This is a genomic window from Haloplanus ruber (genome assembly GCF_024494725.1).
In the GTDB taxonomy this organism is placed as follows: Archaea; Halobacteriota; Halobacteria; order Halobacteriales; family Haloferacaceae; genus Haloplanus; species Haloplanus ruber.
Window position 1 is genome coordinate 1 of sequence record NZ_JANHDK010000005.1, and the last position, 26,136, is coordinate 26,136.

Annotated in this window: 27 protein-coding genes and 2 rRNA genes; 16 read left to right on the top strand and 13 right to left on the bottom strand. The window is 67.8% G+C overall.

Annotation, left to right across the window (positions count from 1 at the left end; translation table 11 throughout):
• From NO878_RS14735 to NO878_RS14745, 3 genes are all read left to right on the top strand, one after another.
• Positions 1 to 162, top strand: a 23S ribosomal RNA gene (locus NO878_RS14735); the annotation flags it as partial.
• Between the two features lie 123 nt (positions 163 to 285).
• Positions 286 to 407, top strand: a 5S ribosomal RNA gene (rrf, locus tag NO878_RS14740).
• A 208-nt stretch (positions 408 to 615) separates the two neighbouring features.
• Positions 616 to 2,232, top strand: a complete 1,617-nt coding sequence (locus NO878_RS14745) for a DNA primase (protein WP_256406730.1) — start codon at positions 616 to 618, stop codon at positions 2,230 to 2,232.
• Positions 2,233 to 2,253: 21 nt separating this feature from the next.
• Here the strand turns inward: NO878_RS14745 and NO878_RS14750 are convergent, their stop codons facing one another.
• Both NO878_RS14750 and NO878_RS14755 read right to left on the bottom strand, forming a co-directional pair.
• On the bottom strand, positions 2,254 to 2,610 hold the full coding sequence (locus NO878_RS14750) for a hypothetical protein (RefSeq protein ID WP_256406731.1): 357 nt from the start codon (positions 2,608 to 2,610) through the stop codon (positions 2,254 to 2,256).
• The gene (locus tag NO878_RS14755; protein ID WP_256406732.1) at positions 2,607 to 2,900 is read right to left on the bottom strand and encodes a DUF8124 family protein; all 294 of its coding nucleotides are present in this window, start codon (positions 2,898 to 2,900) and stop codon (positions 2,607 to 2,609) included. The genes NO878_RS14750 and NO878_RS14755 overlap by 4 nt, the downstream gene beginning before the upstream one ends.
• Before the next feature lie 137 nt (positions 2,901 to 3,037).
• On the opposite strand from NO878_RS14755, the gene NO878_RS14760 reads away from it, so the two are divergent.
• The gene (locus NO878_RS14760) at positions 3,038 to 4,228 is read left to right on the top strand and encodes a redox-regulated ATPase YchF (protein WP_256406733.1); all 1,191 of its coding nucleotides are present in this window, start codon (positions 3,038 to 3,040) and stop codon (positions 4,226 to 4,228) included.
• Here the strand turns inward: NO878_RS14760 and NO878_RS14765 are convergent.
• The gene (locus tag NO878_RS14765) at positions 4,225 to 4,746 is read right to left on the bottom strand and encodes a CinA family protein (protein WP_256406734.1); all 522 of its coding nucleotides are present in this window, start codon (positions 4,744 to 4,746) and stop codon (positions 4,225 to 4,227) included. The genes NO878_RS14760 and NO878_RS14765 overlap by 4 nt on opposite strands.
• Before the next feature lie 65 nt (positions 4,747 to 4,811).
• On the opposite strand from NO878_RS14765, the gene NO878_RS14770 reads away from it, so the two are divergent.
• A complete protein-coding gene (locus NO878_RS14770; protein ID WP_256406735.1) occupies positions 4,812 to 5,741 on the top strand; it encodes an NAD(P)-dependent oxidoreductase in 930 nt (309 codons plus the stop codon).
• Positions 5,742 to 5,783: 42 nt separating this feature from the next.
• On the opposite strand, the gene NO878_RS14775 is transcribed toward NO878_RS14770, so the two are convergent.
• Positions 5,784 to 6,215, bottom strand: a complete 432-nt coding sequence (locus NO878_RS14775) for a VOC family protein (protein WP_256406736.1) — start codon at positions 6,213 to 6,215, stop codon at positions 5,784 to 5,786.
• An 83-nt stretch (positions 6,216 to 6,298) separates the two neighbouring features.
• Between NO878_RS14775 and cofG the strand changes: the two genes are divergently transcribed.
• Complete coding sequence (gene cofG / locus NO878_RS14780; RefSeq protein WP_256406737.1) at positions 6,299 to 7,438, top strand: 7,8-didemethyl-8-hydroxy-5-deazariboflavin synthase subunit CofG; 1,140 nt, start codon at positions 6,299 to 6,301, stop codon at positions 7,436 to 7,438.
• Here cofG and NO878_RS14785 read toward each other — a convergent pair.
• Both NO878_RS14785 and cofH read right to left on the bottom strand, forming a co-directional pair.
• A complete protein-coding gene (locus NO878_RS14785; protein WP_379823309.1) occupies positions 7,430 to 7,981 on the bottom strand; it encodes a metal-dependent hydrolase in 552 nt (183 codons plus the stop codon). The genes cofG and NO878_RS14785 overlap by 9 nt on opposite strands.
• A 4-nt stretch (positions 7,982 to 7,985) precedes the next feature.
• On the bottom strand, positions 7,986 to 9,356 hold the full coding sequence (cofH, locus tag NO878_RS14790) for a 7,8-didemethyl-8-hydroxy-5-deazariboflavin synthase subunit CofH (protein WP_256406739.1): 1,371 nt from the start codon (positions 9,354 to 9,356) through the stop codon (positions 7,986 to 7,988).
• A gap of 112 nt (positions 9,357 to 9,468) precedes the next feature.
• Here cofH and uppS point away from each other — a divergent pair, with 112 nt between their 5' ends.
• A complete protein-coding gene (gene uppS, locus NO878_RS14795) occupies positions 9,469 to 10,395 on the top strand; it encodes a polyprenyl diphosphate synthase (protein WP_256406740.1) in 927 nt (308 codons plus the stop codon).
• Between the two features lie 29 nt (positions 10,396 to 10,424).
• Here the strand turns inward: uppS and NO878_RS14800 are convergent, their stop codons facing one another.
• Complete coding sequence (locus NO878_RS14800; RefSeq protein ID WP_256406741.1) at positions 10,425 to 11,033, bottom strand: undecaprenyl diphosphate synthase family protein; 609 nt, start codon at positions 11,031 to 11,033, stop codon at positions 10,425 to 10,427.
• Between the two features lie 108 nt (positions 11,034 to 11,141).
• Here NO878_RS14800 and NO878_RS14805 point away from each other — a divergent pair, with 108 nt between their 5' ends.
• Together NO878_RS14805 and NO878_RS14810 are read left to right on the top strand one after the other, a co-directional pair.
• Positions 11,142 to 12,461, top strand: coding sequence for a DUF92 domain-containing protein (locus tag NO878_RS14805; protein ID WP_256406742.1), 1,320 nt, complete (start codon positions 11,142 to 11,144; stop codon positions 12,459 to 12,461).
• Positions 12,458 to 12,865 (top strand): GNAT family N-acetyltransferase, encoded by a 408-nt coding sequence (locus NO878_RS14810; protein WP_256406743.1) that lies wholly within the window; start codon positions 12,458 to 12,460, stop codon positions 12,863 to 12,865. The genes NO878_RS14805 and NO878_RS14810 overlap by 4 nt, the downstream gene beginning before the upstream one ends.
• Positions 12,866 to 12,878: 13 nt before the next feature.
• On the opposite strand, the gene dnaG is transcribed toward NO878_RS14810, so the two are convergent.
• On the bottom strand, positions 12,879 to 14,192 hold the full coding sequence (gene dnaG, locus NO878_RS14815; RefSeq protein WP_256406744.1) for a DNA primase DnaG: 1,314 nt from the start codon (positions 14,190 to 14,192) through the stop codon (positions 12,879 to 12,881).
• 208 nt (positions 14,193 to 14,400) lie between these two features.
• Here dnaG and NO878_RS14820 point away from each other — a divergent pair, with 208 nt between their 5' ends.
• From NO878_RS14820 to NO878_RS14835, 4 genes are all read left to right on the top strand, one after another.
• The gene (locus tag NO878_RS14820) at positions 14,401 to 15,783 is read left to right on the top strand and encodes a DUF6498-containing protein (RefSeq protein WP_256406745.1); all 1,383 of its coding nucleotides are present in this window, start codon (positions 14,401 to 14,403) and stop codon (positions 15,781 to 15,783) included.
• 64 nt (positions 15,784 to 15,847) lie between these two features.
• Positions 15,848 to 16,681: an MOSC domain-containing protein gene (locus tag NO878_RS14825; protein ID WP_256406746.1), complete on the top strand. Its 834-nt coding sequence runs from the start codon at positions 15,848 to 15,850 to the stop codon at positions 16,679 to 16,681.
• Between the two features lie 66 nt (positions 16,682 to 16,747).
• Positions 16,748 to 17,293: a type IV pilin domain-containing protein gene (locus NO878_RS14830; protein WP_256406747.1), complete on the top strand. Its 546-nt coding sequence runs from the start codon at positions 16,748 to 16,750 to the stop codon at positions 17,291 to 17,293.
• A 60-nt stretch (positions 17,294 to 17,353) separates the two neighbouring features.
• A complete protein-coding gene (locus NO878_RS14835) occupies positions 17,354 to 18,256 on the top strand; it encodes an HFX_2341 family transcriptional regulator (RefSeq protein WP_256406748.1) in 903 nt (300 codons plus the stop codon).
• Here the strand turns inward: NO878_RS14835 and NO878_RS14840 are convergent.
• Both NO878_RS14840 and NO878_RS14845 read right to left on the bottom strand, forming a co-directional pair.
• Positions 18,253 to 19,299, bottom strand: a complete 1,047-nt coding sequence (locus NO878_RS14840; protein ID WP_256406749.1) for an enolase-like domain-containing protein — start codon at positions 19,297 to 19,299, stop codon at positions 18,253 to 18,255. The two genes, NO878_RS14835 and NO878_RS14840, sit on opposite strands and share 4 nt — an antisense overlap.
• Before the next feature lie 41 nt (positions 19,300 to 19,340).
• Positions 19,341 to 20,072, bottom strand: a complete 732-nt coding sequence (locus NO878_RS14845) for a DUF1405 domain-containing protein (RefSeq protein ID WP_256406750.1) — start codon at positions 20,070 to 20,072, stop codon at positions 19,341 to 19,343.
• A gap of 264 nt (positions 20,073 to 20,336) precedes the next feature.
• Between NO878_RS14845 and pdxS the strand changes: the two genes are divergently transcribed.
• The gene (gene pdxS / locus NO878_RS14850; protein WP_256406751.1) at positions 20,337 to 21,242 is read left to right on the top strand and encodes a pyridoxal 5'-phosphate synthase lyase subunit PdxS; all 906 of its coding nucleotides are present in this window, start codon (positions 20,337 to 20,339) and stop codon (positions 21,240 to 21,242) included.
• A gap of 35 nt (positions 21,243 to 21,277) precedes the next feature.
• Here pdxS and NO878_RS14855 read toward each other — a convergent pair whose 3' ends face one another.
• The 3 genes from NO878_RS14855 to carA form a co-directional block, all read right to left on the bottom strand.
• Positions 21,278 to 22,831, bottom strand: a complete 1,554-nt coding sequence (locus NO878_RS14855; protein WP_256406752.1) for a PAS domain-containing sensor histidine kinase — start codon at positions 22,829 to 22,831, stop codon at positions 21,278 to 21,280.
• Between the two features lie 71 nt (positions 22,832 to 22,902).
• Complete coding sequence (locus NO878_RS14860; protein WP_256406753.1) at positions 22,903 to 23,784, bottom strand: homoserine kinase; 882 nt, start codon at positions 23,782 to 23,784, stop codon at positions 22,903 to 22,905.
• A 179-nt stretch (positions 23,785 to 23,963) separates the two neighbouring features.
• On the bottom strand, positions 23,964 to 25,031 hold the full coding sequence (carA, locus tag NO878_RS14865) for a glutamine-hydrolyzing carbamoyl-phosphate synthase small subunit (protein ID WP_256406754.1): 1,068 nt from the start codon (positions 25,029 to 25,031) through the stop codon (positions 23,964 to 23,966).
• 97 nt (positions 25,032 to 25,128) lie between these two features.
• Between carA and NO878_RS14870 the strand changes: the two genes are divergently transcribed.
• Together NO878_RS14870 and NO878_RS14875 are read left to right on the top strand one after the other, a co-directional pair.
• Positions 25,129 to 25,542: an Lrp/AsnC family transcriptional regulator gene (locus NO878_RS14870; protein ID WP_256406755.1), complete on the top strand. Its 414-nt coding sequence runs from the start codon at positions 25,129 to 25,131 to the stop codon at positions 25,540 to 25,542.
• Between the two features lie 51 nt (positions 25,543 to 25,593).
• Positions 25,594 to 26,019, top strand: a complete 426-nt coding sequence (locus tag NO878_RS14875; RefSeq protein ID WP_256406756.1) for a DUF5778 family protein — start codon at positions 25,594 to 25,596, stop codon at positions 26,017 to 26,019.
• The last annotated feature ends 117 nt before the right edge of the window (positions 26,020 to 26,136 follow it).

Consider the following 26,136-nt stretch of genomic DNA (forward strand, 5'->3'; position numbering starts at 1 on the left):
ACCACGGGGTAAGAGCTGAACGCATCTAAGCTCGAAACCCACCTGGAAAAGAGGTACCACCGAGGACACTCGTAGAAGACGAGTTAGATAGACTCGGGGTGTACGCGCCAAGGCAACGAGGCGTTCAGCCCGCGAGCACTAACAGTCCAAGCCACATTCATTGGAGTCCGCACTGTGACCCGATTTGACTGTCGGGTCCAGGCGCTAACTGGATCGCACGTACACACGGTCGAGAGACCCTCACCGACACTGGTATGACGACGGTTCGATTCCGTCGGTCGGCATGAAGGCGGCCAGAGCGGCAGGGAGACACCCGTACCCATCCCGAACACGGACGTTAAGCCTGCCTGCGTATCGGGCAGTACTGGAGTGGGCGACCCTCTGGGAGTGCCGATTCGCCGCCTCACCATTCATACTTCATCACTCTTGGCGAGCGACAGCACTGTCGCTCGTCACTTTTCATACACACTACCGGACAGCGACTGCACCGCCGTCTGCCCGGACTACTCCCCGAATTAATCCGATTTAATCGGCGCAAACCCGCGTAAACCCGGCCCAAACCGGGATTTAGCGCTGTCCCGATTTAACGGGGTGAGGAACTAGGGACCGAACGGAATGAACGCACAACGAACCGGTGCGATACTGATGGCAGTCGCGTTACTGGCGTCGGCAGTGGGCCCGGCCGCAGTGGCCGCACAGTCGAGTTCGCTGTCGGTCGACGTAACACAGGACGAGAAGACAGGCGTCGCGACGGTTTTCGTCGCGAGCAACGACACGGCCATAGAGAACGCGACGGTGATTGTGACCGCCGACGGAAACGAGACGTACGCTGGGACTGGCGAGTACGAGACCGGCGGGAACGGAACGGTGGCCCTCCCCACGCCCGAGGAGTCGGTGACGGTCACCGTTGCGGCGACGGGCGATGACGACGCGGCGACGACCACCGTCACGCTCGATCCCGCGCTCGGCGTGACGGTGACGGGTGCCGACGACGGATCGGTCATAGTGACGGTGACACGCGGAAACGAGACGGTCGGGAACGCGACGGTAACCGCCACCGCGAACGCGACGTACGCGGACACGGGTGAGTACACGACCGACGCGAACGGGACGGTCACGCTGGCTAACCCTTCCGAGTCGGTCGAGTTGACGATCACAGCCACGGACGATGGTGACACGACGACGCGGTCGGTGAGCGTCCAGCCGGTCGAGACGCTCGCGGTGGGTGTCGATCAGGCCGACGACGGAACGGCCACGGTGTCGGTCGGACGGCTCGGCGACCCAGTCGCGAACGCGACGGTCACGGTGTCGGTCGAGGGCAACGGCTCCTACACCGGGACTGGCGAGTACACAACCGACGCGAACGGAACGGTCGTGGTGCCCGCGCCGGCGGAGGCAGTGACGGTCACCGTTGCGGCGACGAAGGGCGACGAGACGGCGACGACGACGGTCGACCTGTCGCCGCCGGAGTCGACCGGCCCGTTCGGTCAGATCGTCTCGGCGTTCGTCGACACACTGAACGGGGCGGGCTTCAGCGGCCCGCTTGGCCAGCAGGTGTCGGAGTTCGTGACGAACAACAACCCGTCGAACGCCAACGCCAGCGAGCGCGGCCCGCCGGAGAATGCGGGACCGCCGGCGGACGCGGGTCCGGATCGTGACGCGGACGAGGACGACGCGGCCGACGGCAACGAGACCAACGAGGAGGGCAACGAGTCTCGGATCGTTCCTGCCGGCCCGCCGACCGAGAGTCCGGGTAACTCCGGGTCAGCACCAGGGCAATCCGACGGTGACGAAGCCGACAACGAGGAGTCAGACGACCGGGGCGAACCGACCGATGACGACGAGCAGTCGGACGACCAGGGCGGATCGAACGATGCGGAGAGCGAGGGCGCACCGGGCAACTCCGGGTCGGCACCGGGCCAGTCTGACGGTGACGACGCGGACGAAGGCGATGACAGTGACGACGCGGACGATGACAGTGACGACGCGGACGAAGGTGATGACGGTGACAACGAGGACAGCGAGGACGCGGAGAGTGAGAACGGCGACGCCGACGAGGCGGAGTCGGACAGCGCGGACAACGACGCCGGCGACGACGGCGGTAGTAACGGCAATGGCGGCGGTAACGGAAACAGCGGTGGCAACGGTAACGGCGGCAGTAACGGAAACAGCGGTGGCAACGGTAACGGCGGCGGTAATGGAAACAGCGGCGGTAACGGCAACGGCCGGTAACTGACGCGGTCCTTCCGTTCTTCAGTCGTCGAGAGCAGCGTCGAGCGCCGCCGGCGAGCAGTTCGCGAGGTCGGCGGCCCGGTCGAGTGAGAGGTTTCGCCGGCGGACGGCGACGGCCGCGCCGGCGACGACGAACGGATCGGTGTCGGTTCCAGGGGTCCACGCCCGCTCGTCGAGTGAGGGGTCATGCTCGACTGCGAGCGATCCGACGGTCAGCAGCGTCACCGCGAGCGGATCGACCCCTCTGACCGTCCCATCCGTGTCCTCGGAATCGGTGGTTGCGGCGTCGACGACGCCTGCAAGGGCGAGCGCGGCCTCCGGATCGTCACCAACTAGCGCGTGGTCGATGGCGGCCGTCCGGACTGCCTCGAAGCTCATGGCTCCGGGGTGGAGAGGTCGTGGTCGACGACGGTTCCCTCGGGTGTCAGCGTCACCGTCCCGAGTTCGACGCGCTCGCCGGCGTCGGCGACCCGGCCGACCGCCCCGAGCGTTCGTTCTCGGTCGAGTCGCGCCCAGACGGCCTCCTCGACGAGTCGCTGAAAGGCGTCGCGGTCGTCCCACGGGGCCGTGAGGTCCGAGGGGACGTGGACGAGAAATCGGAGGGCATCGTCGTCGACGCCGATGCTGACGCCGAAGGTGTCCGCCGGCGTCTCGGAGTCGTCGGTCATACACACGCTCGGCGCGCCGGCGGCATAACTCGGACGGTCGTTCGTTTTCGACGAGTCGTCGCTCGGCGTGTGAGTGATTATCTGTCGGAGAACCGCGGGATGACGCCGTTTTTGATCCACCGTCGCCGACGGGGTGCATGAGCTACGCCATCGGACTCGTCGGCAAGCCCTCGGTGGGCAAGTCGACGTTTTTCAACGCGGCGACGATGAACGACGTGCCAGAGGGAGCGTATCCGTTCACGACCATCGACCCGAGCATCGGCGAGGCGTACGTCCGCGTCGACTGTGCGGCCCCGGAGTTCGGCGAGACCTGTACCCCGAGTGTCGGCTACTGCGACGACGGCACGCGGTTCGTCCCGGTGCAACTCGTCGACGTCGCCGGCCTCATCCCCGGCGCCCACGAGGGGCATGGTCTCGGCAACCAGTTCCTGAGCGACCTCAACGAGACGGACGTCCTAGTCCACGTCGTCGACTTCTCGGGCAAGACCGACAGCGAGGGCGAACCCACGGAGGGCCACGACCCACGCGACGACATCGACTTTCTGGAGGCGGAACTCGACCAGTGGTACTTAGAGATCCTCGAGAAGGGAATCGAGCGCTTCGAGACGAAGTACCACGGCGCAGACGCGGCCATCGAGGCGGACTTGGCCGAGCAGATGAGCGCCTTCCGCACGAACGAAGACGAGATCAAGCAGGTGATCCTCTCGCTGGGCCTCGAACTCGATCCCGGAACGTGGGCCGAAGCGGATCGCGAGGCGTTGGCCCGGGAAATACGCAAGCGCACCAAACCCATCGTGATCGCGGCGAACAAGATCGACGACCCCGCGGCGGCGGCGAACTTCGAGGCGGTTCGGAACGACCCCGACTACGACCACCTCACGGTCGTCCCGGCGAGTGCCCACGCGGAGAAGGCGCTGAAAGCCGCCGACGAGGCGGGCACGGTCGACTATCGTCCGGGTGACGACGACTTCGAGATGACGGGCGATCCGAGCGACGAACAGGCGGCGGGCCTAGATCAGATCGGCGACCTGCTCGCGACGTACGGCGGGACGGGCGTCCAGGCGTCGCTGGAGGCGGCGCTGTTCGACGCACTCGACCTCATCGCGGTGTTCCCGGGGAGCGACGACGGGGCGACGAGCGAGAAGGGGGCCTTCCGCGATTGCTTCCTCCTGCCCGACGGATCGACTACAGCGGATTTCGCCCACCACATCCACTCGGATCTGGGCGATGGACTGCTCCACGGCATCGACTGCCGGTCGTCGCGACAGATCGGCGGCAGTCACGAACTCGACGACCGCGACGTGGTCGAGTTGGTGACGACGAACTAGTCCATCGCGGCCAGTGGGGCCTCGAGCGCCTCCCGGACGCTCGCGGACTTGACCGCCCAGCGGTCGCCGTCGAAGACGTGACGCTCGGCCCGGACGAAGGAGTCGCCGCTTCCCCAGGGGGCGGCGTAGGCGACGCCGACGAAGACGAGGCCGACGGGCTTCCCGTCGGTGCCCCCGGTCGGTCCAGCGATGCCGGTGGTGGCGACACCCCAGTCCGTCCGCGCCGTGTCGCGAACCCCTTGTGCCATCTCGCGGGCGACGGGGGCCGAGACGGCGCCGTGGGCGTCGAGTGACTCCCGACTCACCCCGAGGTCGGTCAGTTTGGCGTCGTTCGAGTAGGCGACCACCCCCCGGTCGAAGTAGTCACTCGACCCAGGGACGTCGGTCAGTCGCGAACCGACCAGCCCTCCCGTGAGGGATTCGGCGACGGCAAGCGTCTCGTCCCGCTCCCGAAGGCGACGACCGAGGTGGCGTTCGGGGGCGTCGGCGGCCGGTCCGCGGTCGGTCTCGTCTGTCATACCCCCCGTTCGACGCCGACGTTCATCAATCGCGTGCCGGTCGGGGTTCCCCAGCCGACTCATTTATGTCGGGCGAGGTGAGTGAAACCCACATGGCAGACGAGACAATCGCCTTCGTCGGACTGGGGATCATGGGCGGACCGATGGCGAAGAACCTGCTGGATGCGGGCTACACCGTGATCGGGCACAACCGGTCACAGGAACCGGTCGACGAACACGTCGCCGCCGGCGGCGAGGCGGCCGAAACTCCGAAGGAGGCGGCCGAACGCGCCGACGTGACGATCATGTGTCTTCCCGACCACGACGTCGTCGCGGAGGTCATGCGCGAGGAGGACGGAGTGCTCGCCGGTCTGAGCGAGGGCGACGTGGTGATCGACAACTCGACAATCTCACCGATGGTGACCGAGGAACTCGCCGCGGAGGTCCGCGACCGAGGCGCCCGGATGCTCGACGCACCGATCAGCGGCGGCGAGGAGGGTGCCATCGAGGCGTCGCTCTCGATCATGGTCGGCGGCGACGAGGACGTCCTCGAGGAGTGCCGGCCCATCCTCGAGGTCATGGGTGAGACGATTACCTACTGTGGCGACAACGGCGCCGGACAGGTCACCAAGGCCTGCAACCAGATTGTCGTCGCGGGGACGATGGAAGCCGTCAGCGAGGCGCTCGTGTTCGCCTACAAGGCCGGTGCGGATCTCGAGGCCGTCGTCGACGCCATCAGTGGCGGCGCCGCCGGCTGTTGGACCTTGGACAATCGCGCCCCGAGCATGATCCAGGGCGACTTCGACCCCGGGTTCTTTGCCGACTACCAGTACAAGGACCTCCGGATCGCCACCGACGCCGGCGAGGCGTACGGGTCGCCGATGCCACAGACTGAACTCGTCCACGAGATGTACAAGTCCATGGTCGAGACCGGACGCGGAAAGGACGACAACTCCGGTGTGATGCAGGTAATCGAGGATCTGGCTGGCGTCGAAGCGCGGGTCGAGGACGACTGACGGCGTGGCCGGAACCGCTTTGTCCCGCGAATCGCCTGTGAGTTACACCACGTCGTCGTGGTCCATCAGGGGTCGGTCCCGGTCGGCAGGCGCGGGGTCGTAGGTGACGATTTCGAGCAGGTTCCCGGACGGGTCGAGGAAGTAGAACCCCTCGAACGCGCCCCAGTCGTAGGGTCCCTGGTTCGGGAACTGGCCGTCAAGCTCCGCCATCAGTGACTCGTAGGTCTCGCGGTCGGTCTCGAAGGCGACGTGAGCCTTATCGAGCGGGTGATCGAGTCCTCGGTCGTCCCACCCCTCGCCGCGCCCCGTTTCGACGAGCGTGACGACGGTGCCGCCGTCGGTCTCGAACATGACGTGTGCGCCCGTGAAATCCTCCGGCGGTCGCAGGAGGTCGAGGTCGAGAACGTCCCGATAGAAGGCGTACGCGGCGTCGAGGTCGTCGACATCGATGTTGATGTGATCGACGGCGTCCATGCTGGCACTGGTCGGCCGGTCCCGATATAGGTTTTCCCTCCGTACCGCGAGGATTTTTTATCGTCGGGCGACGAGCGGAGGCCATGTCACGGGCCCCCGAGACGGACGACGAGCAGGTCGACCCCGACACGCTGGTGGATGCCGGCGCCGTCGACGACCTACTCGCCGTAACCCCGGCAGACGTCGGCCCGGCGCCGGAACTCACCTTCGCCCGGAACGTCTTCCTGCCGCTAACGACCGCCTGCCGGTACACCTGTACGTACTGTACCTTCTACGACGTGCCCGGCGAGGCCACCCTGATGCCACCGGAAGCGATCCGCGAGCAACTCCACTTCGGCGCCGAAGCCGGCTGCACCGAGGCGCTCTTTACTTTCGGCGACGCGCCGGACGAGCGATACACGGCCATCCACGACCAACTCGACGACTGGGGGTACGACACCGTCCTCGACTACCTCTACGACGCCTGCGAGATGGCCCTCGACGTCGGCCTGCTCCCTCACAGCAACCCCGGCGACCTGCGCGCCGACGAACTGGATCGCCTCGCCGAGGTCAACGCCAGCATGGGGGTGATGCTGGAGACGACGGCCGATGTAGACGCCCACGCGGGGGCGCGACAGAAGACCCCGGAGCGTCGTTTAGGGACGATCCGTGCCGCCGGTGAGATGGCCGTCCCCTTCACCACAGGCATCCTCGTCGGCATCGGCGAGTCACGACGCGACCGGGCAGAGAGCCTGCTGGCGATCAGCGAACTCCACAAGCGTTACGACCACGTCCAAGAGGTGATCGTACAGCCTGTCGTCCCCAACGAGCGCTCGGACTTCGACCGGCCCGCCGTGGCAACCATGCGCGAGACGGTGGCGATGGCGCGGGTTGCCCTGCCGCCCGAGGTGTCCGTGCAGGTGCCGCCGAATCTCGCACCGACGCGTGACCTGCTCGACTGTGGGGTCGACGACTTGGGCGGCGTCTCCCCGGTCACCGATGACTACATCAACCCCGACTACGCGTGGCCGGCGGTCGAGGAACTGTCGGCGCTCGCAGACGAGGCGGGCGTCCCGCTCCACGAACGGCTCCCGACCCACGACCGGTATCTGCCGGCGGCGTACCGGCGCGGCGCGGTCACGCCGGCCGAGTGCGAGGTCGACCGGGAGTGGCTCCGCCCGGCGATCAGGGACGCGCTCCGCGCGGACGACGACGCCGGCCGCCGGTATCGCGCGCTACAGTAATCGCTCCTCGACAGCCGGCAAGCGCTTGCGGACGAGGGTGTAGGCGCCGCCGACGACGATGAGGACGATGGCGACGCGTCGAACTGCTGGGCCGAAGGCGACGAGGCCCGGGGCGAGCAGGCAGACGGTGAGCAGGTAATCCTCGGGGGCGCCGTCGTAGCGCACCCAGTACCGCGGCGCGATCCACCGACTCCGGGAGTGGAGATACACCGCCTCCGCGGACGTCCGCTCCCACGGGCGGGCTTCGGTCCCCGCGCCGAAGGCGTCACTCACGGAGTGGACGGCCGCCGAGAGGAGAAACCAGGCGACAGCGACGGTCTCGGGGCTGGGGGCGATGGCGGCCGCGGCGAGCGCCGGGACCGCGCCGAGCCAGTAGTAATCGGGGAAGTGAAGGCTTCGACGGTGGACGCCGGCTACGAGGTCCAGATCCGGGAAGATCCCGCCGGCAATCGCGGCCAGCGCCGCGATGGGGGCCAACTCCGGCGCGACGACCGTCAGCGGAAGCGCGAACAGCAGGCCGACGGCGGCGTGGGTGGTCGCCATCATCTCAGTCGTCTGCGGTGGGGGCCGTCCCGTCGAGCATCGGCGTCCCGTCGGCGCGTGGCCCGAGACGGGGACCGTGGGGGCCATCGTCCGGGTCGATGGGATACCGTCGCTCGTAGTTGGTCGAGCGCTCGACCGGCCGGCGGCCAATCGCCGTCACCATGTCGACGTAGTCGGCGACCGAACGGAACTCGCCGTAGTCGCCGCCGGCGCGTTTGGTGATCTCCTCGGAGAGAAGCGTCCCCATGAAGTCGTTGGCGCCACAGGACAGCGTTTTCAGCGACTTCGCGTCGCCGAACTTCACCCACGAGGTCTGGAGATTCTCGATGTTGTCGAGGAAGAGCCGGGAGACGGCGATCATGAGTTCGTCCTCGGCGTCGGTCGCACCGCCGTCGACCAGTCCCTGTTCGGCCAGCGGTGTCTGCTGGTGGATGAAAGAAAGCGGGACGAACTCGGTGATCCCGCCGGTACGATCCTGCAGGTCGCGCACCCGTTTCAGGTGCATGACGCGGTGCATCTCGTTTTCGACGTGACCGTACATGATCGTCGCGGTGACGGGGAGACCGGCGGCCATCGCGCCCTCCATCGCGTCCAGCCACTCCTCGGTGTCCATCTTCCCCGGACAGATCACCTCGCGCACCTCGTCGACGAGGATTTCAGCGGCCGTGCCCGGCGCGCTGTCGAGGCCGGCGTCGCGGAGCCGTCGATACACCTCCGCGTAGGACCGGTCGGTACCCCGACGGGCGTGGTAGGCCTCTTCGGGGGTGATCGAGTGGACGTGGACGCCGTCGACGGACATGGCACGAATCTGTTCGACGTAGGTGCCCGGTGAGGTGGTGTACGCCTCGGGCGGGCGATAGTTCAGTGCGTCGGGGTCTGTGGCCGCTTCGAGCAGTTCGCGGTGGTCGGCGTCGAGGGCGAAGGCGGGGTGGAGGCCGCTGACCGAACACACCTCCGAGATGCCCAAGTCGACGGCGTCGACGACTGCTTGCCGCGACTCGGCCGGCGTCTTTGTGAACCCACCGTGATCGTCGGGGGCGTCGGCCTCGAACGCCGACGCGCGGTCCTTGAAGTTACAGAACAGACAGCCGGTGTCACAGGCCGTCGTGACGTTGTTGTTGAGGTTGGCGACGAAGGTAACGTCGTCGCCGACGACCTCGGCGCGTCGGTGGTCGGCTGCCTCCAGCACTGCCTCCTTGCGGGCCGGGTCGATCCCCGCGCGGTCGGTGCCGGTCGTCAGGAGTTCTACCCCGTCGTCGACGGTGAGGCGGACGCCGTCTCGGGCCTTCGCCAGCGCGTTCTCGAAGTGTTGGTCGGTCTCGGGAACGTGCCGGAACTCGATCCCATCGACCGCGGCGGCTGGCGGATCGCTCATCGTCCTGAAGGACACGCCCGAGGCTAATATGGGTTGTCGTCACGGGGTCGCGCCGCCGCGACCGCCCCAAGCTGTCAAAAGACCCATGTCGGTCGGCCTTGTCAAGTCGAACATGCATTCGCGGGTCCGGAAGTTGTTCGACCGCGCCTACGAGCGACTCCTCCGCCGCGACATCGGCGACGGCCCGGACCACGTCGCCATCATCATGGACGGCAACCGGCGGTACGCCCGCGAACGAGGCGACGAGGCCACCGCCGGCCACCGCGAGGGCTCTCAGACTACCGAGCAGGTGCTCCGCTGGTGTCACGATCTTGGAATCGAGGAACTCACCCTCTATGCCTTCTCGACCGAAAACTTCGACCGGCCGCCGGCGGAGCGCGAGCATCTCTTCGATCTGATCGAGTCGAAGCTCCGGGAGTTCGCGAACGCCGACGGCATCCACGAGAATAGGGTGTGCATTCGTGCGCTCGGCGAGATCGACCGCCTTCCCGAGCGGGTCCGCGAAGCCATCGCGTACGCCGAGCGACGAACCGCGGAGTACGACCGCTTTCGGCTGAACGTCGCGGTGGCGTACGGCGGCCGCGCGGAACTGCTCGGCGCCGCCCGCGACACGCTCGCCGCTGTCGACGACGGCCGTCTCGACCCCGTGGACGTCGACGTCGCTGAGATCGAGCGCCGTCTACACGCCCGCCCCGTCCGCGACGTAGACCTGATTGTCCGCACGGGCGGCGCCGAGCGGACGAGCAACTTCCTGCCCTGGCACGCCAACGGCAACGAAGCCGCGGTCTTCTTCTGTGCGCCCTACTGGCCGGAGTTTTCGAAGGTGGACTTCCTGCGGGCCATCCGAACATACGAGTCTCGCGAGGCGTCGTGGCGACACACCCGGACCGAGCGGGCGGCCGCTTTGGTCCGTGCGGTCGCCGGGTCCTCGCTCGTCGAGACTCGTGAGGTGGTCGGCCGCCTCCGCGAGAACCTCCCTCACAGCGACGCCGAGCAGTTGTCTGACGAACTCGACCGGCAGGATCACACCGCAGACTGATCTTTCGCCCTCATTGTCGTCACCGGCGCTCAGCGGCCAAACCGCCGCTGGCGATTCTGGTAGTCGATGACCGCCCGGAGATAGTCCCGCTTTCGCAGGTCCCGCCAGTTCACGTCGGTGAAGTAGAGTTCCGAGTAGACGGACTGCCAGATCATAAAATCCGAGAGCCGCTCGGCGCCCGTTTTGATCAGGAGGTCAGGCTCGTCGGGGAAGACGAGACGGTCCTCGACGTCGGTTTCGTCGACGTCGGCGGGGTCTATGCGGCCTTCGTCGACGGCCTCGGCAAGCGACCGAACGGCGGCGGCGAACTCGCCTTTGCCGCCGAGGCCGACGTTCACCTGTACGGGTGCGGCGGCGGGTTCCGTGTCGTCAGGGCCGCGAACGGCGAGTGGCCGGGGCGCATCGATGGACTGCAGTTCGCGCTCTAATGTCGGGACCACCGCCTCGTCGAGGACGCTCACCGAGACGGTGACGCGCTCGGCGCCGCACTCGAAGGCCCACCGAAGGACTCGTTCGAGGCGGTCGTACGCCCCCTGTTCCAGCAGGTCGCGCTCTGTGAGCACGACGGCGACGTGGGTGGGCGGGTCGCCGTCGTGGAGTCGCTGTTTGAGCGCGAGATAGCGGTCGTACAGTCCCACAGCGGAGGGAGGCGGTGGACGGTCCAAAAGGTCACGGATTCGACGGACTGGTGGACGCAAGCGGGCCGTGTCGGGAGCGTTAAGTGGCCGTCGGGGATACCGGTGGGTGTGACGTCCACCCTTCGGCGGGCAGGAGGGTTCGCGGCCGTCGGGACGCTCGCGCTCGCCGCCCCTGAACTCGGGCGGGCGGCCGCCGCCCCCTTTGCCATCGTGGCATTCCTCGCCGCGTTCGTCGTCGACGAGGGGCCGGTGTTCGACCTCTTCGCTCGGCCACAGGACCGCCGCGACGGCCGACTCAACGGCCTCGCGGGGTTCGCGCTCGCGGCGACAGGTCTCGCGCTCCTCTCGACGGTTCCCCGGCGGTCGATGCCGATCGATCTCTTCGTCGCTGCCGTCCTCGTCGTCGCCTACGGGACCGTCGGCGCTCGCGTCGTCGAACGGGTAGACACTGCGACCAATCCGGGTCGGACGACAGCCGGCTTCGCTCTCGTCGCCTTTCTCGCTGCCCTCGCCGGGCAACTCGCCGTCGGGTGGACCCTCGGCACGCTCCCTGCGCTCCCCGCAGCCGTCTTTCTCGCCGCCGCGGGGGCGCTGGTCGCGGCACTCCTGCGCTCGATCCTCTACGAGCGCGACGACCCGTTGGTGATGCTCTCGGTCGGTCTCCTGTTATGGCTGTTCGACGCTATCGGCGTCGACGCGGCGCTTACCGAGGTTGGAGCCGCCCTCGTAGGGACGGTCGCACTCGGCTATCTCTCCTATCGAACTGGTACCGCGTCGGTCCCCGGCATGGTGACCGGCGTGTTGCTGGCGCTTCTCACCCTCGTCTTCGGCGGCGTCGGATGGTTCGCCATCCTTATCGCCTTCTTCGGCATCGGCGGTCTCTCCGCGAAGTATCGCTACGACGAAAAGCGGTCCCGCGGCGTCGCCGAGGACAACGAGGGGGCACGGGGAAGCGGGAACGTCCTCGGTAACGCCGCCGTGGCACTCGTGGCCGTCATCGGCTTTGCCGCCAGCGGCAGCATGCCCATGGAGGGTGAACTCTTCCGCTTTGCCTTCACCGGGTCGCTCGCCGCCGCCATGAGCGACACGCTCTCCAGCGAAATCGGCGTGCTGTTCGACAACCCACGGCTCATCACGACCCTCCGGCGGGTCGACCCTGGGACCGACGGCGGGATCACCTGGCAGGGCTATATTATCGGGATTGTCGGCGCCGCGGTCGTCTCGGGGGTTGCCGTCGGCGTCTTCGCCTTCGGATCGCCACGGCTCGCTGCCATTGCCGTCGTCGGCGGCGGCGTTACGGGCATGACCGTCGACAGCGTCCTCGGGGCGACCTTGGAGGGCGGCCGCGTCGGCAACCAAACCGTCAACTTCCTCGGGACACTCGCCGGCGCAGTCGCCAGCGCTGCGCTCGCCGCCCTGTTACTGTGATTCGTCGCGCGCGCCCGGCCGACGCCGCCGCGCTCACCCGACTCCAGACTCACCTCCGCGAACCGAGTCCGGGACTGCTCGACGCCGCTCTCGACGCCGACGAGTACTCGCCGGCGACGGTCCTGGTCGCCACGGCCGATGGCGGCCTCGCGGGGTACCTGCTCGCGGTCCCCGGCGATGGGACGACGTACGTCGCGGAACTGGTCGTCGCCCCCGATCACCGCCGCAACGGCATCGCCACTGCGTTGCTGTCGGCGTCCGCCGACCGCTCGGAGCGACTCTCCGTCACGGTCGCTCCCGGAAACGAGGCGGCGCGGTCGCTGTATCGTCGCTGTGGCTTCGAGGAGGTACGCCGCCTGCCCGACTTCTTCGCGGACGGCGCGGCGATACTGTACCGCCGGTAGCCGGCCGCCGAGATCAGTCGGCCGTCGCCAACTGATCGATTGTCCGCACTCGGACGTCGACGGGCGTTTTGACCATCTCACCCGACGACCGAGCGACGAACTGCTCGACGCCGCGCTGGGCCGCCACGTCCAGCGACCGCTGTGTGAGTTCGCCGTCGAGAACGACAGCGTACGGCGCCGGCTCGGCCGTCGACACCGCGTCGAAGGCGTCGGCCGCGGGCACCGTCTCGATGACCGCGAAGTCGTCGTCGAGGAGGCGTGCCGCCCCCGTCTCGGACTCGATCACCGCTCGCACGTGGCCGCGAAGCGTCGACGGTTCGTCACCGACGGACCCGTTCGATTCGGAGGTGTCGTCGGCCTCCGCGCCCACCGTGCCGTCCGTCTCGTCCTCGTCGGACCGGGTCGTCTCCGCCGTCGAGGCCGTGGCCGCCGACGCGACGGCGGCTGGCACCGACTCGGCGGGACCGTCCCCGTTCTCGACCCCCTCGCCACGACCGGCGGACGAAGGCGCCGGCTCCCCGTCGCCGAAGAGGTCGCCGTACGGCGTCTTATCGCGGAGCGCGGACATGACCTCGTGACGTTCGAGGTCCTCGACCGACCGACCCTCGGGGGCAAAGACGACGTAGTCTACGTCGCCCACCTGGGCGAGTTCGCGCAGGATGAGTTCGCCGCCCCGGTCGCCGTCGAGAAAGGCCGTGACGGTTCGCTCCGCGGACATGTCGGCCACCGCGTCGGGAACGTTCGTCCCCTCGACGGCCACGGCATTTTTCACCCCGTACTGGAGAAGCGTGAGGACGTCCGCGCGTCCCTCAACGACGATGACGGCGTCGGCGTCGGGGACCCGCGGGCCGGCCGGGAGACCGTGGTACTCGGTGATGTCGTCGATCCGGACGCTCTCGCGGACCTCCTCGAGAATCTTCGAGGAGTCCATGACGCTCTCGTCGAACGACCCCGCGAGCAGTTCCTTTGCGCGGTCGATGACCTTCCGGCGTTTCGCCTCGCGGACGTCCTCGATGTTCGTCACCTCGACGGAGGCCTGACACGGCCCGACGCGGTCGATGGTTTCGAGCGACGCCGCGAGGATGGCTGTCTCCACCTTGTCGAGGCTGCTGGCGATGGTGATCCGACCGAAGGACTGTCCGTTCTCGCTGTCGATCTGAACGTCGATACGGCCGACTTTGGAGGACTGTTGGAGGTCACGGAGGTCGAGTTCGTCGCCGAGCAGACCCTCCGTCTGCCCGAAGACGGCGCCCACGACGTCGCTCCGCTCGACGACGCCGTCGGCCGCAATCGATGCGTGAATGAGGTATTTGGCTGTGTCGTCCATTGGTGATCCCCTCAGAGGGGCGGTGATGATGATGATGACACATGGGGCGGCCCATGTACGCCTATATAATTTTCGGGCGGGCGGGAAATACCTGTCGTACTTCGTACCGCTCGGCGTTCGGCCGCGGCCGATACAGCCGCGACCAGTCCGTACATGTTGGTCGCCCCCGACAGGGCCGGTACGGATGGGTTCCCCGCGGGATCGCCCGATGTCGACGGCCCTCGTCGCGACCGGCCTGTTCGCCGTGATCGGCGCCAACCTCCTCCCCCTGATCGGCGTCCTCGCCTGGGGCTGGGACCTCACGTCGCTGCTGATCGTCTACTGGGTCGAAGCGCTCGGGACGGTCCTTCTGGCCGCGCTGAAGTCGTTGTTCGCCACGCAGGGGTCCCCGGCGGTTCCCGGGGAGATCGAACCGCTCCACGAACTTCGAGCGAAACGCGGCGGCTGGCGGGTCCGGGACGGGTGGCCACCGGTCTACCCGCGCAACATCCCGTTTGCCCTGTCGCTCCTCGGGTTCTGGGCCGTGACCATCTGTCCGATCACCGTCTTCTATCTCTCCTGGGTCTCGCCGGTGGCCGCCCTCTCGCCGTCGCTCGGGATTGGCATCGTCGCGCTGGTGGCCGCGCAGGTGTCGGCGTTCGTCTTCGAGTACGTCGGCGCGGGCGAGTACCGGGATGTCTCCGCCCGCGAGGTCCTGCGGACGCCGGCACAGCTCGGACTGGTGGTCGGCACTCTCGGCTGGCTCGGCATCGGCGGTCGCCCCGGCGGTCTCGTCGCCCTCGCTGGCGCCGTCCTCGCGAAGACGGGGGCCTCGGCACACCGCTTCTACGCCGATCACGTCGGGCGGCCGATCCTGCGGCTCGGCGAGCGGTTCGGCACCGATGCGGACCTCAGCGAGCCACCGCCGGAACTTGAATCCCCCGACGCCCCCGTCCGGGCGCGGGTCGGTGCCGACAGTCGGTCGGTCCTACTCGGGAGCATCGGCGCCATCGGCTTCGGCTTCGCGAATCGCGTCGGCTTCGCCACTCTCGCGGGATTCGGGTTCGCGCTCGTCGTCGGCAACCTCCCGTTGATCGCTGTGACCGGTCTCGCCGTCCTCGCCGTCGTCGCCGCGCGGGTGCTCAGCTACTATCTCCGGTACGGCACCGTCGAATACCGGCGCCGCGGCGACAGACTCGTCGCGTACGACCGGCTCCTCGACGCGCCACAGTGGATCGTTCGCGTCGATCCCACCATGGACGTGTCGGTGCGAAACGCCATCGCCGACCGACTGCTCGGGACGGGCACCCTCGTCGTCTCGGGCGTCGAGTCGGTCGACCGGGATACGGTACGGCTGGGGCCTGTCCGCGATATCGACCGCGCGGTTGACCGACTCGACCTCCCCGTAGAGCGGACGGCCCGACCGGACCGCGATCCGGCCGCCATCGTCGCCTGTGTCGTCCTCGCTTTCGCCTTTCTGGCCGTCCCCGCCGGCCTCTTTCTGACGCCCCGCGTCGAGACGTCGACGGCGGTCGGGGTGACCGTCGCCTTCGGCCCCTTCTTCCTGTTGCTGGTCGGCGTCCTCGCGTGGGCGGCCCTCTCGCGCATCTGAGGGTGGTCGTCGACGGGGGCGTCCGAACCAACGGTTATCCGATCCTCGTCCGTACCGGTACCCGATGGCACACATCGCACGACTGCGACGCTATCCGGTCAAGGGACTCGACGGCATGGGAGTCGCGTCGGCGCGGATCACCGACGCGGGAACACTCGCCGGCGACCGCGAGTACGCCATGTGCGACCCGGCCGCCGGCCCCATCGAGACGGGCGAGGCGATGCAGACGCTCGCGTACAACGGAAAGCAGAGCGACCGCATCCACGCCCTCGATACGGCCGTCGACCCCGAGACGGAGACGCTGACCGTCACGCCGCCGGACGGCGACCAGCGGGGCTTCGACCTCTCGACTGACGAGGGCCGAGCGGCCGCGAGCGAGTGGTTCGGCGCGTTCGTCGACGACCCTGTCGACTTTCGCCGACGCGAACCGCCGGCGTTCGTCGACCGTCCCGGCGCCGGCCCCTCCGTGATCAGCACCGCCACTCTCGAAGCGGTGGCGTCGTGGTTCGACGACATGACCGTCGCCGGCGCTCGGCGTCGCCTCCGGGCGAACGTCGAAGTCGGCGGCGTCCCCGCGTTCTGGGAGGATCGATTCGTGGGTCCGGACGCCCCGGCGTTCGTCGTCGATGGTGCCGACGGCGCGGTTCGGTTCGAGGGTGCCGAGTCGTGCGCGCGGTGTGTCGTTCCCTCCCGTGATCCCGAGACGGGCGACCCGCTTCCCGACTTTCGCGAGCGATTCGTCGAACGCCGGGAGGCCACCTTCCCCGAGTGGGCCGACCCCGACGCGTTCCCACACTACTATACGATCATGCTCATCTCGCGAGTGCCGGCGGAAAGCCGAGCGCGGACGGTCGCGGTCGACGACACCATCCGCGTGGTGGAGCCAGGCGACCGGTGACTCGGCTCCCGCGTCGCTTCGGATCACCGGGGGGCTATATGTACGGCCGTCCACCAGTTTGCGCGTATGGAGGAGCGTGCATCGTCGTCGGTGATCGGCAACGTCCTGTTGATCGCCATCGTCGTCATCCTCGCGGCGACGGTGTCGGTGTACGTTTTCGGCGTGACAGACCGGCCTTCCAACCCGGCGCCGACGGTCGCACAGTCCAGCGGCGAGTTCGTCCCACAGGACGGCAACCAGGGTGGGGTCGTGCGGATCACACACCGCGGCGGTGATACCCTCCGTGTCGCCGACCTGGAAATCGTCGTCGACGCGCGGGCAGCCTGCGGGAAGGTCGGTCGGCTGGTGAACCTTCCGGCGTCGGGTGGCGATCCGAAGCCCGAAAGCGAGTTCGTTCGCGGGGACGACGTCTTCGACAACTCGGCCAACTCGGTCAGCGGCCCCATCGGTGAGGACGGCCGGACCGTCAACGGGCGGTGGTCGAGTGGCGAGACGGCAACCTTCCGGATCGCCTCCAACGGGTGTCCCGTTACGTCCGGCGAGACGATCACCGTCCGAATCGTCCACACGCCGACGAACTCCGTGGTGATCAAGCAGACGCTAACTGCCTGACTGTGGGTCACCGGCCCCGGAGACTGGTCGTTTATATGAACACCGCCACACGTCTCACGTATGCAGACCCACATCGTCCCGGTCGGCTTCGACTACGACCGGCTGATCGCGCCGCTGATCCGCGACCAGCTCGACGTGGACCGGGTCATCCTGCTTGAGGGTGCCGTCGGGAGCGAGGCGAACGTGGAGTACTCGCGGAATATCTCGGAAAAACTCGAACAGGACTTTCGGAACCTGCTGGGCGCCGAAACCTGTCGCGTCGTCATCGAGGACGTCTACGACTACGACGCGGCCTTCGAGCGCGCCTACGACCTCATCAACGACCAGTTGGACGAGGGGGCGCCCGACGGCGAGGTGTGGGTGAACGTGAGTTCGATGCCCCGTCCGGTGAGTTTCGCCTTCGCCACCGCCGCCCACTCCATCACGCTCGAACGCCAGGCCGACCGGGACCGCATCCACACCTACTACACCGCCCCCGAGAAGTACCTCGAGACGGAGTTGGCCGAGGAGTTACGAGCCAACCGCGACCTGTTGCGGACGCTCCTCGACGCGGCGGACGTCGCGGACGAACGGATCAAGGACCGACTCGACGGCACTGCCGCACTCCTCGACGAGTTCGACGAACGCGGCACCACAATCGGCGCCAAACGCATCGGTGACAACCACATCGTGGAACTCCCGGTCGCCTCCTTCTCGAACGTCAAGCCATTCGAGGAGGTGATCCTGTTCGAACTCGGCGAACACGGCGAGTTCGAATCCGTCTCCGAACTCGCGGAGGCGCTCGCGGCCGAACTCGGCGAGGAGTACACCGACAGCTTCCGGTCGAAGGTCATCTACAACGTCGACCGCCTCGGCCCCGGCGGGAAAGGCTACATCGAACAGGAGGAACACGGCAAGTCCTACCGGACACGCCTGTCACGGATCGGCGAACTCTGGGTGCGCGCCCACGCCGACCGGGATTAAAACTCTAGGCCGGCCGGGTCGCCGCTTGGGACGAGCGGACTCTCCGGTGGGTCCGCCGGCAGCGTCGGCAGGTTGTACGCTCCGGGCGCCACGTCGTTGGGAGCGTCGGGATAGAGCGTCGCCGCCAGCGTCTGGATGTGCGCGCGGCCGACGCCGAGTTCGAACTGCCCGCCGCCATACAGCGTCACGTCGTGATCCCAGGCGTACTCGACGGTCTCCAGCAACGATTCGACGGTGCCGAACCGCGACGGTTTCACGTTGAGCCACCGCGGCCCGAACGGCCGGTCGCGGACGCTCTCGACGCCGGTAATCGGGGCGTCCCACGACAGACGGCCTGCGGCACCCTCGACGAGCGACCGCGTCCCCTCGGTGATCGCGGGATCTTCGATGACCGCGTCGGGAAACCCCTCGATCACCCGCTCGTAGAGGGCTGGGTCCGGCTCCTGGTCCACGCTCGTCCCGACGTAGTGGCCCTTCAGGTCGAGCACCCGAACCGCGTCGGTGGCCGCAAGGTCAGCGATGAGGTCGGGCGTCCAGTCGCTCGTCGGGTCGAGTTTCAGGCCCAGACCGGGATGTCGGTCGAGGATGGCCTCGACGCGGTCGGTCGTCGGTGGCTCACCGAGGCGGGTGCTGACGACGAACCGCACGGGCGAGCGCTCGCGGCCGAGCGCCGACGCGAGGTCGGTATCCGACTGGCGCAGGGCCAGATCCAGTCCCGCGCTCTCCAGCGCCCAGCGCCGGTAGTGTCGCGACGACGGCTGTTCGGGGGCCTTCGTTGGAAAGAGATCCACCTCGTCGAGCGCGGCCGAGAACGTCTCGACGGTGAACTCGCCGGTCGGGGCGAGCGCTCCGACGTCCGTGAGGGCGTCGTGGTCTGGCGTGTCGTAGGTCACGTCCTCGCCGCGGCCGACGGCGCCGTCGCCGTGGAGTTCGAAGACGGTCGTCGCGCGGGTGAAGCCACTGGAGGTGTCGCGTTCGTGACGGCTGCGGGTTTCGCGGTCGACCCGCAGTGGCAGGTCGGCGAGGCGGTCGTAGAGCGTCATATCCGAGATACACTCCCCAGGCTGATAACCCTACGCGGGCGTCATCGCGATTCGAGTTTCTTCACCCGCGTCGCGAGCGTCAAGAACGTAGCCGTAAGCGTCAGGACGACGGCGCCCGCAGCGGCGAGTTCGTGTGTCGGCGAGAGGTGGGTGATCGTCCCGTCGACGATTCGCTGGCCGGGAAGCAGAGTGTGGTGGGGTGTGCCAGCGAGAGGGAGGAAGTAGTCGACTAGGTCGTTCAGGCCGTACCACGCGACGGCGACGGCGACGGCGCCGACGGGGAAGTCGCTGTACCGGTGGATGACGAACGCCTCAACGACCATCATGAGGTGACTGCTGAGAAGGAAGGCGTACATGGGGAGTGCGGTGGTCGCGAGGAAGCCGTCGGCGAAGGCTAAGAGCACGAAGGGCGTCCAGAGGCCGAGCTTCCAGCACCCGAAGAACGCGAGCGCGTTCACCACCTCGTTGGAGCGACCGAGCCACCAGAGGCCGAGCGAGAGCGCGATAAAGAGCGTCGCGACGGGGCTGTCGGGGACGAGCGGCCACGTCGCCAGCGGTTCGGCCGCGAACTGAAACCGGTAGTACCAGAAGCCGAAGGCGGTGCCGACGATGTTGGTGGCGACGACGGCCGGGGCGAGCGAGAGGCCGAGATTCTCGACGGCGCCGGGGAGGGGAGCGAGCCACCGCGGCAGCGTGTCCGGGTCGGGGAGGCCGTCGCCGTCGAAGAGCGCGCGGAGCCGGCCGACAGCGGCGGTATCCGACCCAGAGGACATGGTCGACGCCAGGGACCGCCCCGATAAATTGGTGGCGGTCCCGGCACGCGGGGCGGCGCTCGCGACGGGTGACCGGACGAACGCAGCGAGCGGCCGGCGCCGGCCGCTCCGAACCGACGCACCCTGGCGGCCAGGCCCGCGTCCCACGGCCACCCGTTCCCGGGGTGGAGGGTGCCGGCCACACCCCCTCGCGACCCGCGGCTGATCGACCGGCAACAACTACCGAAAGGCCGCCGTTAAGTGGGTCCCACCGTAATGTGAGATATGACCGAGACGGATCTCGAAGAGCTTCGGCGCGGCACCGACTTGGTGAAACGCGGGTTCGCCCGGATGCAGAAAGGAGGCGTCATCATGGACGTCGTCAACGCGAAGCAGGCTCGGATCGCGGAAGACTGCGGCGCGGTTGCAGTGATGAGCCTCGAAGCCGTCCCTGCGGACATCCGCAAGCGTGGAGGTGTCGCCCGGATGGCCGATCCGGCAGCCCTCACCGAGATTCTGGACGAGGTGTCCATCCCCGTGATGGGCAAGGCCCGCATCGGGCACACCAAGGAAGCGGAGATTCTCCAAGCGAAGGGCGCCGACATGGTCGACGAGAGTGAGGTGCTCACGCCCGCGGACGACGACTACCACATCGACAAGCGGGACTTCACCGCCCCCTTCGTCTGTGGCGCGCGGAACCTGCCCGAGGCGCTCCGCCGGATCGACGAGGGCGCGGCGATGATCCGCACCAAGGGCGAGGCCGGAACTGGCGACGTGAACCAGGCGGTCACCCACCAGCGAGCGATCAAGGGTGCCATCCGGGAACTCGACGGGATGGCGTACGAGGAGCGCGAGCGCTGGGCGCGGGAGCACGGCGCACCGCGCGACCTGGCCCACGAAACCGCCGAGATGGGTCGGCTCCCGGTCGTCAACTTCGCCGCCGGCGGCATCGCGACCCCGGCCGACGCGGCGCTCATGATGCATCACGGCTGTGACGGCATCTTCGTCGGCTCCGGCATCTTCGGCGCCGAGAACCCCGAGGCGATGGGGACTGCCATCGTCGAGGCGGTCAACAACTGGGACGACCCCGAGCGTCTGTCCGAGATTGCGACGAACGTCGGCAAGGGCATGAAAGGCCAGTCGAACGCCGACATGCCCGAAGAGGAGAAACTGCAGGGTCGCGGCGTCTGAGGCCGACCCCCGCCACGGGCGGGACACGCCAGCCGCTACGTTCGGGCGTCGGGTGGCGCCGGCCCTTCCGCCTCGGGGCGCCACTTGGCGGCCGGAAAGATCATCGAGACGACCGTCCCTTCTGGGTCGTTGCTGTCTATCGTCATCGTCCCACCCAGTGGCGTCACGAGCCACTTCACGAGCCACAGTCCGAGTCCGCTTCCGTGTTTAAGCGGCCGCTCCTCGCCGGACTCGATCACCTCTCGTTCCATCTCGGGCATGCCGGTCCCTCTGTCGGCGACGCTGATTCGCAGCGCCCCGTCGTCACCCTCGCTCACGCGGAGCGTCACCTCGGGGGCGCCCGTCGAGTGGCGGATGGCGTTGTCGACGAGTTCTTCCAGTGCGATCCGAACGGCGTGGCGGTTGGCGAGTACGACCGGGTTCGGTCCCTCGACACGGAGGGTCGCCGCGGGACACTCCTCGCGGTAGCCGGCGGCCACCGTCTCCAGTAGCGGCCGGATCTCGACCGGCCGTACGTCGCGGATGTGCTGATAGAGGTCGTCGAACTGGCGTGCCCGCTCCGAGGTGTCGAGCAGTTCCTCGGCCGCGGAGACGATGTCCTGGAGATCCGCCCGCGTTTTCTCCAGGGACATCGGAAGCGAGGCGTCGTCGACTGCGTCCTCGATGGCGTCGAGTGTCATCGACACCCGTTCTGCGTTGCCGACCACCACGTTGAGTCCGTTCCGGAGATTGTGTCGAAGGACGCGGTTGAGCACCATCAACTGTTGGCGACGGGCCTTCCGCTCGGTGATGTCCTGAATCGTCCCCCGCAGGACCGTCGCTTCCCCTTCCCCGACCGGCTGGCATGTCGTTCGTACGATGCGTGTGGTTCCGTCGGCCGTGACGAGTTGTGCCTCCACGTCGTACGGGAGGCCCCAGTCGAGAGCGCGCTCGACGAGTTGCCGTATCCGGTCGCGGTCGGTGGGGTGGTAGAACCCCAGCGCGTCGTCGAGTGACAGCTCGTAGGACGAATCGACGCCGTGAATCCGGCGGGTGCCCGCGGTCCACCGGAGTTCGGCGGCCTCGATGTCGAGTTCCCACCCGCCGACGTCGGCGGTCTCCTCGGTTCGCGCCGAGAGGTCGCGGCTCCGCTCGAGTGCCCGTTCGTGTTCCTTGCGTGCGGTGATGTCCGTCTGGATCGCGACGAAGTGCGTGATCGAGCCGTCCCGTTCGTCGGCGATGGGGGCGATGGTCTGGTTCGCGATGTAGCTCTCGCCGTTCGCCCGGCGGTTCACGATCTCCTCTTGCCACACCTGCCCGGTGACGATGGTCTCCCAGAGATCACTGAAGTAGTCCGGATCGTGGTGGCCGGAGTTGAGCATGTCGGGCGACCGGCCGACAGCGTCGGCGGCCTCGTACCCGGTCACCACCTCGAAGGCGGGGTTTACGTAGACGATCCGGCCCTCGAAGTCGGTGATGAATATCGCGTGCCCGGCCGCCTCGACGGCCTGTTTGAACCACGCCGGATCCAGTTCCCGACCCGATACGTCCGTGCGACCCCCGGTGTCGCCGTCGGGTTCGGTGTGAGGGTCACGGTCGCCATCGCTCATGTAATCGATGGGTTCGTCTCGGACGCTTATAGACGGGGCGGGCCTCCTCAATGCGTGAGAACGACCGCCGCTCAGTCCCGAGACAGCGTCGCGCCGCCGCCGATCCGCGTCTGGTAGGCGCGTGCGTCGACGCCAACCGCGCCGAACCCCTCGACCATCGCGGCGGCGATGTCGCGGCGGTCCTCGGGGTAACACGCCGCGAGCACACCGGGACCGGCGCCGCTGACGGTGACTCCCGTGGCGCCCGCGGCGAGGGCGGCCTCGCGCACCTCGTCGTAGCCGGAGATGAGGTCTGCCCGGGCGGGCGTGACGAGGCGGTCGTGCATTCCCTTACCCACGAGGCGCGGGTCGTCCCGGCACATCCCGGTCGTCAGTGTCGCGGCCCGACCAATCGTGTAGACGAGCTGTTCCATCGTCGCCCCGGCGGGAACCACGTCCCGTGCGTCGCGCGTCGAGATGGCGATTTCCGGCAGGCAGGCAACGAGTGGGATGTCGGCGTCGACGGTCGTCACGTCTCGCCCGGTGGCGACGGTGAACCCTCCGAGTAGAGCGGGCGCCACGTTGTCGAGGTGGACCTCGCCGGAGACGGTCGCCTCGCCTTTTCCGGCGATGGGCACAAGCTCCGTTCGCGTGAGTCCGCGGTCGTAGAGTTCGTTGAGCGCGAGCGCCGCGGCGGCGGCGCTGGCCCCCGACGATCCCAGCCCCGAGGAGGGGCGGATACCCTTGTCGATGCGGATGTGGGCTGGGGCGTCGAGCGCCTCGGCGACCGCCCCGACGGTGTTGTTCGCGGGGTCTTCGGGAATGAACTCGCTTCCGTAGCCCGTCACGTCGATGGTCGTCCGGTCGGCCTTCTCGACACGGATGACGTCCGCCGGTCGGTCGAGGGCCGCGCCGAACACGTCGAACCCGCTACCGAGGTTCGCACTCGTCGCGGGTGCCCTGACCGTGATCATGCCACGGGGTTGCGCGAGTCGGGTCAAAAACCTGCCGAAGGTCGACACCCCGTCACGCCCGGTCTCCGCTTCGACGTGGACCGTCGGGTCTGCCGACGCCTTCCCGCTTGTCGCGGGCGCCAGAGCCGTCCCTGGGCGTCGCGTTGCTGGTCAGCACGAAACGAGCGGGGTGCAGCCGCTCAGTCCGAGGTGGCGACGGGGGTGTCCGTCGACACCAGGTCGAGCACGTCGTCGAAGAAGTCGAGCGAGTCGTTGGGGCCGGGGTGGGCTTCGGGGTGGTACTGGCGCGTGATGACACCGAGGTCCTCGTTTTCCAGCCCTTCGGCGGTGCCGTCGTTGACGTTCACCTGCGTCACGTTCAGTTCGTCGCCCGGCTCCCCGACGGTGTAGCCGTGGTTCTGGGTCGTCATGACGACCCGGTCGGTGTCCAGGTCGCGAACCGGTTGGTTGACGCCGCGGTGACCGAAGTCCATCTTCTCGGTGCTCCCGCCGAGGGCGTTGGCGACGACCTGCTGGCCGAGACAGATGCCCGCGATGGGCAGGTCGCCGACGAACTCGTCGACGAGCGCCTCGGCGGCCTCGAAGTTCTCGGGGTCGCCGGGGCCGTTCGAGATGAACAGGAGGTCGGGGTCGACGGCCGCCACGTCCGCGGGCGTCGCGTCGTAGGGCAGGACGTGAACGGTCGCGTCCCGTTCCAGCAGGGACTCCGCGATAGAGCCTTTGGCGCCACAGTCGATCATGGCGACCGTCGCGGCCGACCCACCCTCGTGGACGGTCGGCTCCTCGACGCTAACCTGGGCGCCGATGTCGACGTGTTCGCTCATGCCCTTGCAGGCGTCGAGTTCGGCCTTCGCGTCCGCGGGCGTCGCGTCCGGGCCGACCGCCAGCCCACACCGCATCGCCCCTTCCTCGCGGATCGAGGTCACGAGTTCACGCGTATCGAGGTGGTCGATAGCGGGGACCCCCTCCTCGGCAAGCCACTCGGCGACGTCGTCGGTGAACTCGCGGGCGATGGCCGCACGCGGGTGAACGCGGTCGGACTCGAAGCGCTCGGATCGGACGCCGTAGTTGCCGATCAGCGGGTACGAGAAGGTGAGCACCTGCTCCTCGTAGGAGGGATCGGTCAGGCTCTCCTCGTATCCGGTGTAGGCGGTCGTGAAGACCAGTTCGCCGCGTGTCCGACCCGGCGCACGACCACGCGCTTCGATTACGCGGCCGTCCTCCAGGGCAAGGTAGGCGTCCGACATTACGAGATACACAGGCCGTCGCCTCCAATAAGCCTTGCTTTCGAAACTGAGTTACGAAATTCGTAATCGGTAAGGAGGTCCCGACCGAAGGCGCCGTATGGACGAACTGGACCGTCGCATCCTGGCGATCCTTCGCCGGGATTCGCGGACCCCGTACACCGAAATTGCAGACCGGGTCGGCACCTCCGAGGGGACGGTCCGCAACCGGGTCGAGCGACTCGTCGACGAGGGGATCATCGAGCGATTCACCGTGGCGACCCGCACGGGTAACGTCAAGGCCATGATCGAGGTGTCGGTGGCCGTCGACGTCGACACCACCGGTGTCTCCGACCGGATGGCCGACTGGGACGAGGTGGACTTCGTCTGGCAAGTCTCCGGCGAGAAGGACGTCGTCATGGTGGTCGACGCCGCCGATACCCGCGCCGTCAACGAACTCATTACGCAGGCGCGGGACTTAGACGAGGTTCAGAACACGAAGACTCGGCTCATTCTCGACGAACGGCTGGGATAATCGCGGCGTCGAACCGTCACGGGTAACACCCTGGACCGACCACCTGAAGCCATGAGCGACGTAGTCGACGACGACCTTTACCGACGGACGAAGGCACTGTTGGAACCCGGCGATATCGACCTCGCCGGGGCCATCGTCCACACCGATCTCTCGGGACAGGAGGACCTCGAGATGCACGAACTCACGGTCGAACTCAACGAGGTGATCGCCGCCCACGCCGAGATGGGGGAGACGTACATCTACGCCGGCAACGACGACCCCGAGTTCGCCTCGAACCAGTTCCAGGGACTGACCGTCGAGGACGACGCCTTCGTCTGGGAGTGCCAGCAACTCCTCCGGGACGGCACCTTCGACATCGTGTTCTACTACGAGGCCGACGTCGATCAGGCGGCACTGGTGGCCGAGGTTCGCGACCGGGGGTACGAGGTGACGAGCGTGGTGCTTGACGAACACGGCGACGTGACTACCGACGTCTGAGGTGGGGCACCGTCGCCGCGCCGTACGCCGGTGGCGGGCCGTTGCCCGGCCGGTAGTTTTCACCGTTCGGTAGACGACGGGACGTTTAAGACGCCGTATCTCGGAGGTTGGCGTATG

What these genes read in the sequence shown, in the direction of transcription:
- NO878_RS14775 (WP_256406736.1), bottom strand. Translation starts at nt 6,215, where the DNA reads ATGGACGCCGTCGATCACATCAACATCGATGTCGACGACCTCGACGCC.
- NO878_RS14845 (WP_256406750.1), bottom strand. Translation starts at nt 20,072, where the DNA reads ATGTCCTCTGGGTCGGATACCGCCGCTGTCGGCCGGCTCCGCGCGCTC.
- NO878_RS14770 (WP_256406735.1), top strand. Translation starts at nt 4,812, where the DNA reads ATGTCGGGCGAGGTGAGTGAAACCCACATGGCAGACGAGACAATCGCC.
- NO878_RS14830 (WP_256406747.1), top strand. Translation starts at nt 16,748, where the DNA reads ATGGAGGAGCGTGCATCGTCGTCGGTGATCGGCAACGTCCTGTTGATC.
- cofH (WP_256406739.1), bottom strand. Translation starts at nt 9,356, where the DNA reads ATGAGCGATCCGCCAGCCGCCGCGGTCGATGGGATCGAGTTCCGGCAC.
- NO878_RS14785 (WP_379823309.1), bottom strand. Translation starts at nt 7,981, where the DNA reads ATGGCGACCACCCACGCCGCCGTCGGCCTGCTGTTCGCGCTTCCGCTG.
- NO878_RS14825 (WP_256406746.1), top strand. Translation starts at nt 15,848, where the DNA reads ATGGCACACATCGCACGACTGCGACGCTATCCGGTCAAGGGACTCGAC.
- NO878_RS14755 (WP_256406732.1), bottom strand. Translation starts at nt 2,900, where the DNA reads ATGACCGACGACTCCGAGACGCCGGCGGACACCTTCGGCGTCAGCATC.
- NO878_RS14760 (WP_256406733.1), top strand. Translation starts at nt 3,038, where the DNA reads ATGAGCTACGCCATCGGACTCGTCGGCAAGCCCTCGGTGGGCAAGTCG.
- NO878_RS14820 (WP_256406745.1), top strand. Translation starts at nt 14,401, where the DNA reads ATGTCGACGGCCCTCGTCGCGACCGGCCTGTTCGCCGTGATCGGCGCC.
- NO878_RS14870 (WP_256406755.1), top strand. Translation starts at nt 25,129, where the DNA reads ATGGACGAACTGGACCGTCGCATCCTGGCGATCCTTCGCCGGGATTCG.
- NO878_RS14875 (WP_256406756.1), top strand. Translation starts at nt 25,594, where the DNA reads ATGAGCGACGTAGTCGACGACGACCTTTACCGACGGACGAAGGCACTG.
- NO878_RS14745 (WP_256406730.1), top strand. Translation starts at nt 616, where the DNA reads ATGAACGCACAACGAACCGGTGCGATACTGATGGCAGTCGCGTTACTG.
- NO878_RS14765 (WP_256406734.1), bottom strand. Translation starts at nt 4,746, where the DNA reads ATGACAGACGAGACCGACCGCGGACCGGCCGCCGACGCCCCCGAACGC.
- NO878_RS14835 (WP_256406748.1), top strand. Translation starts at nt 17,354, where the DNA reads ATGCAGACCCACATCGTCCCGGTCGGCTTCGACTACGACCGGCTGATC.
- NO878_RS14750 (WP_256406731.1), bottom strand. Translation starts at nt 2,610, where the DNA reads ATGAGCTTCGAGGCAGTCCGGACGGCCGCCATCGACCACGCGCTAGTT.
- NO878_RS14860 (WP_256406753.1), bottom strand. Translation starts at nt 23,784, where the DNA reads ATGATCACGGTCAGGGCACCCGCGACGAGTGCGAACCTCGGTAGCGGG.
- dnaG (WP_256406744.1), bottom strand. Translation starts at nt 14,192, where the DNA reads ATGGACGACACAGCCAAATACCTCATTCACGCATCGATTGCGGCCGAC.
- cofG (WP_256406737.1), top strand. Translation starts at nt 6,299, where the DNA reads ATGTCACGGGCCCCCGAGACGGACGACGAGCAGGTCGACCCCGACACG.
- NO878_RS14855 (WP_256406752.1), bottom strand. Translation starts at nt 22,831, where the DNA reads ATGAGCGATGGCGACCGTGACCCTCACACCGAACCCGACGGCGACACC.
- pdxS (WP_256406751.1), top strand. Translation starts at nt 20,337, where the DNA reads ATGACCGAGACGGATCTCGAAGAGCTTCGGCGCGGCACCGACTTGGTG.
- carA (WP_256406754.1), bottom strand. Translation starts at nt 25,031, where the DNA reads ATGTCGGACGCCTACCTTGCCCTGGAGGACGGCCGCGTAATCGAAGCG.
- uppS (WP_256406740.1), top strand. Translation starts at nt 9,469, where the DNA reads ATGCATTCGCGGGTCCGGAAGTTGTTCGACCGCGCCTACGAGCGACTC.
- NO878_RS14840 (WP_256406749.1), bottom strand. Translation starts at nt 19,299, where the DNA reads ATGACGCTCTACGACCGCCTCGCCGACCTGCCACTGCGGGTCGACCGC.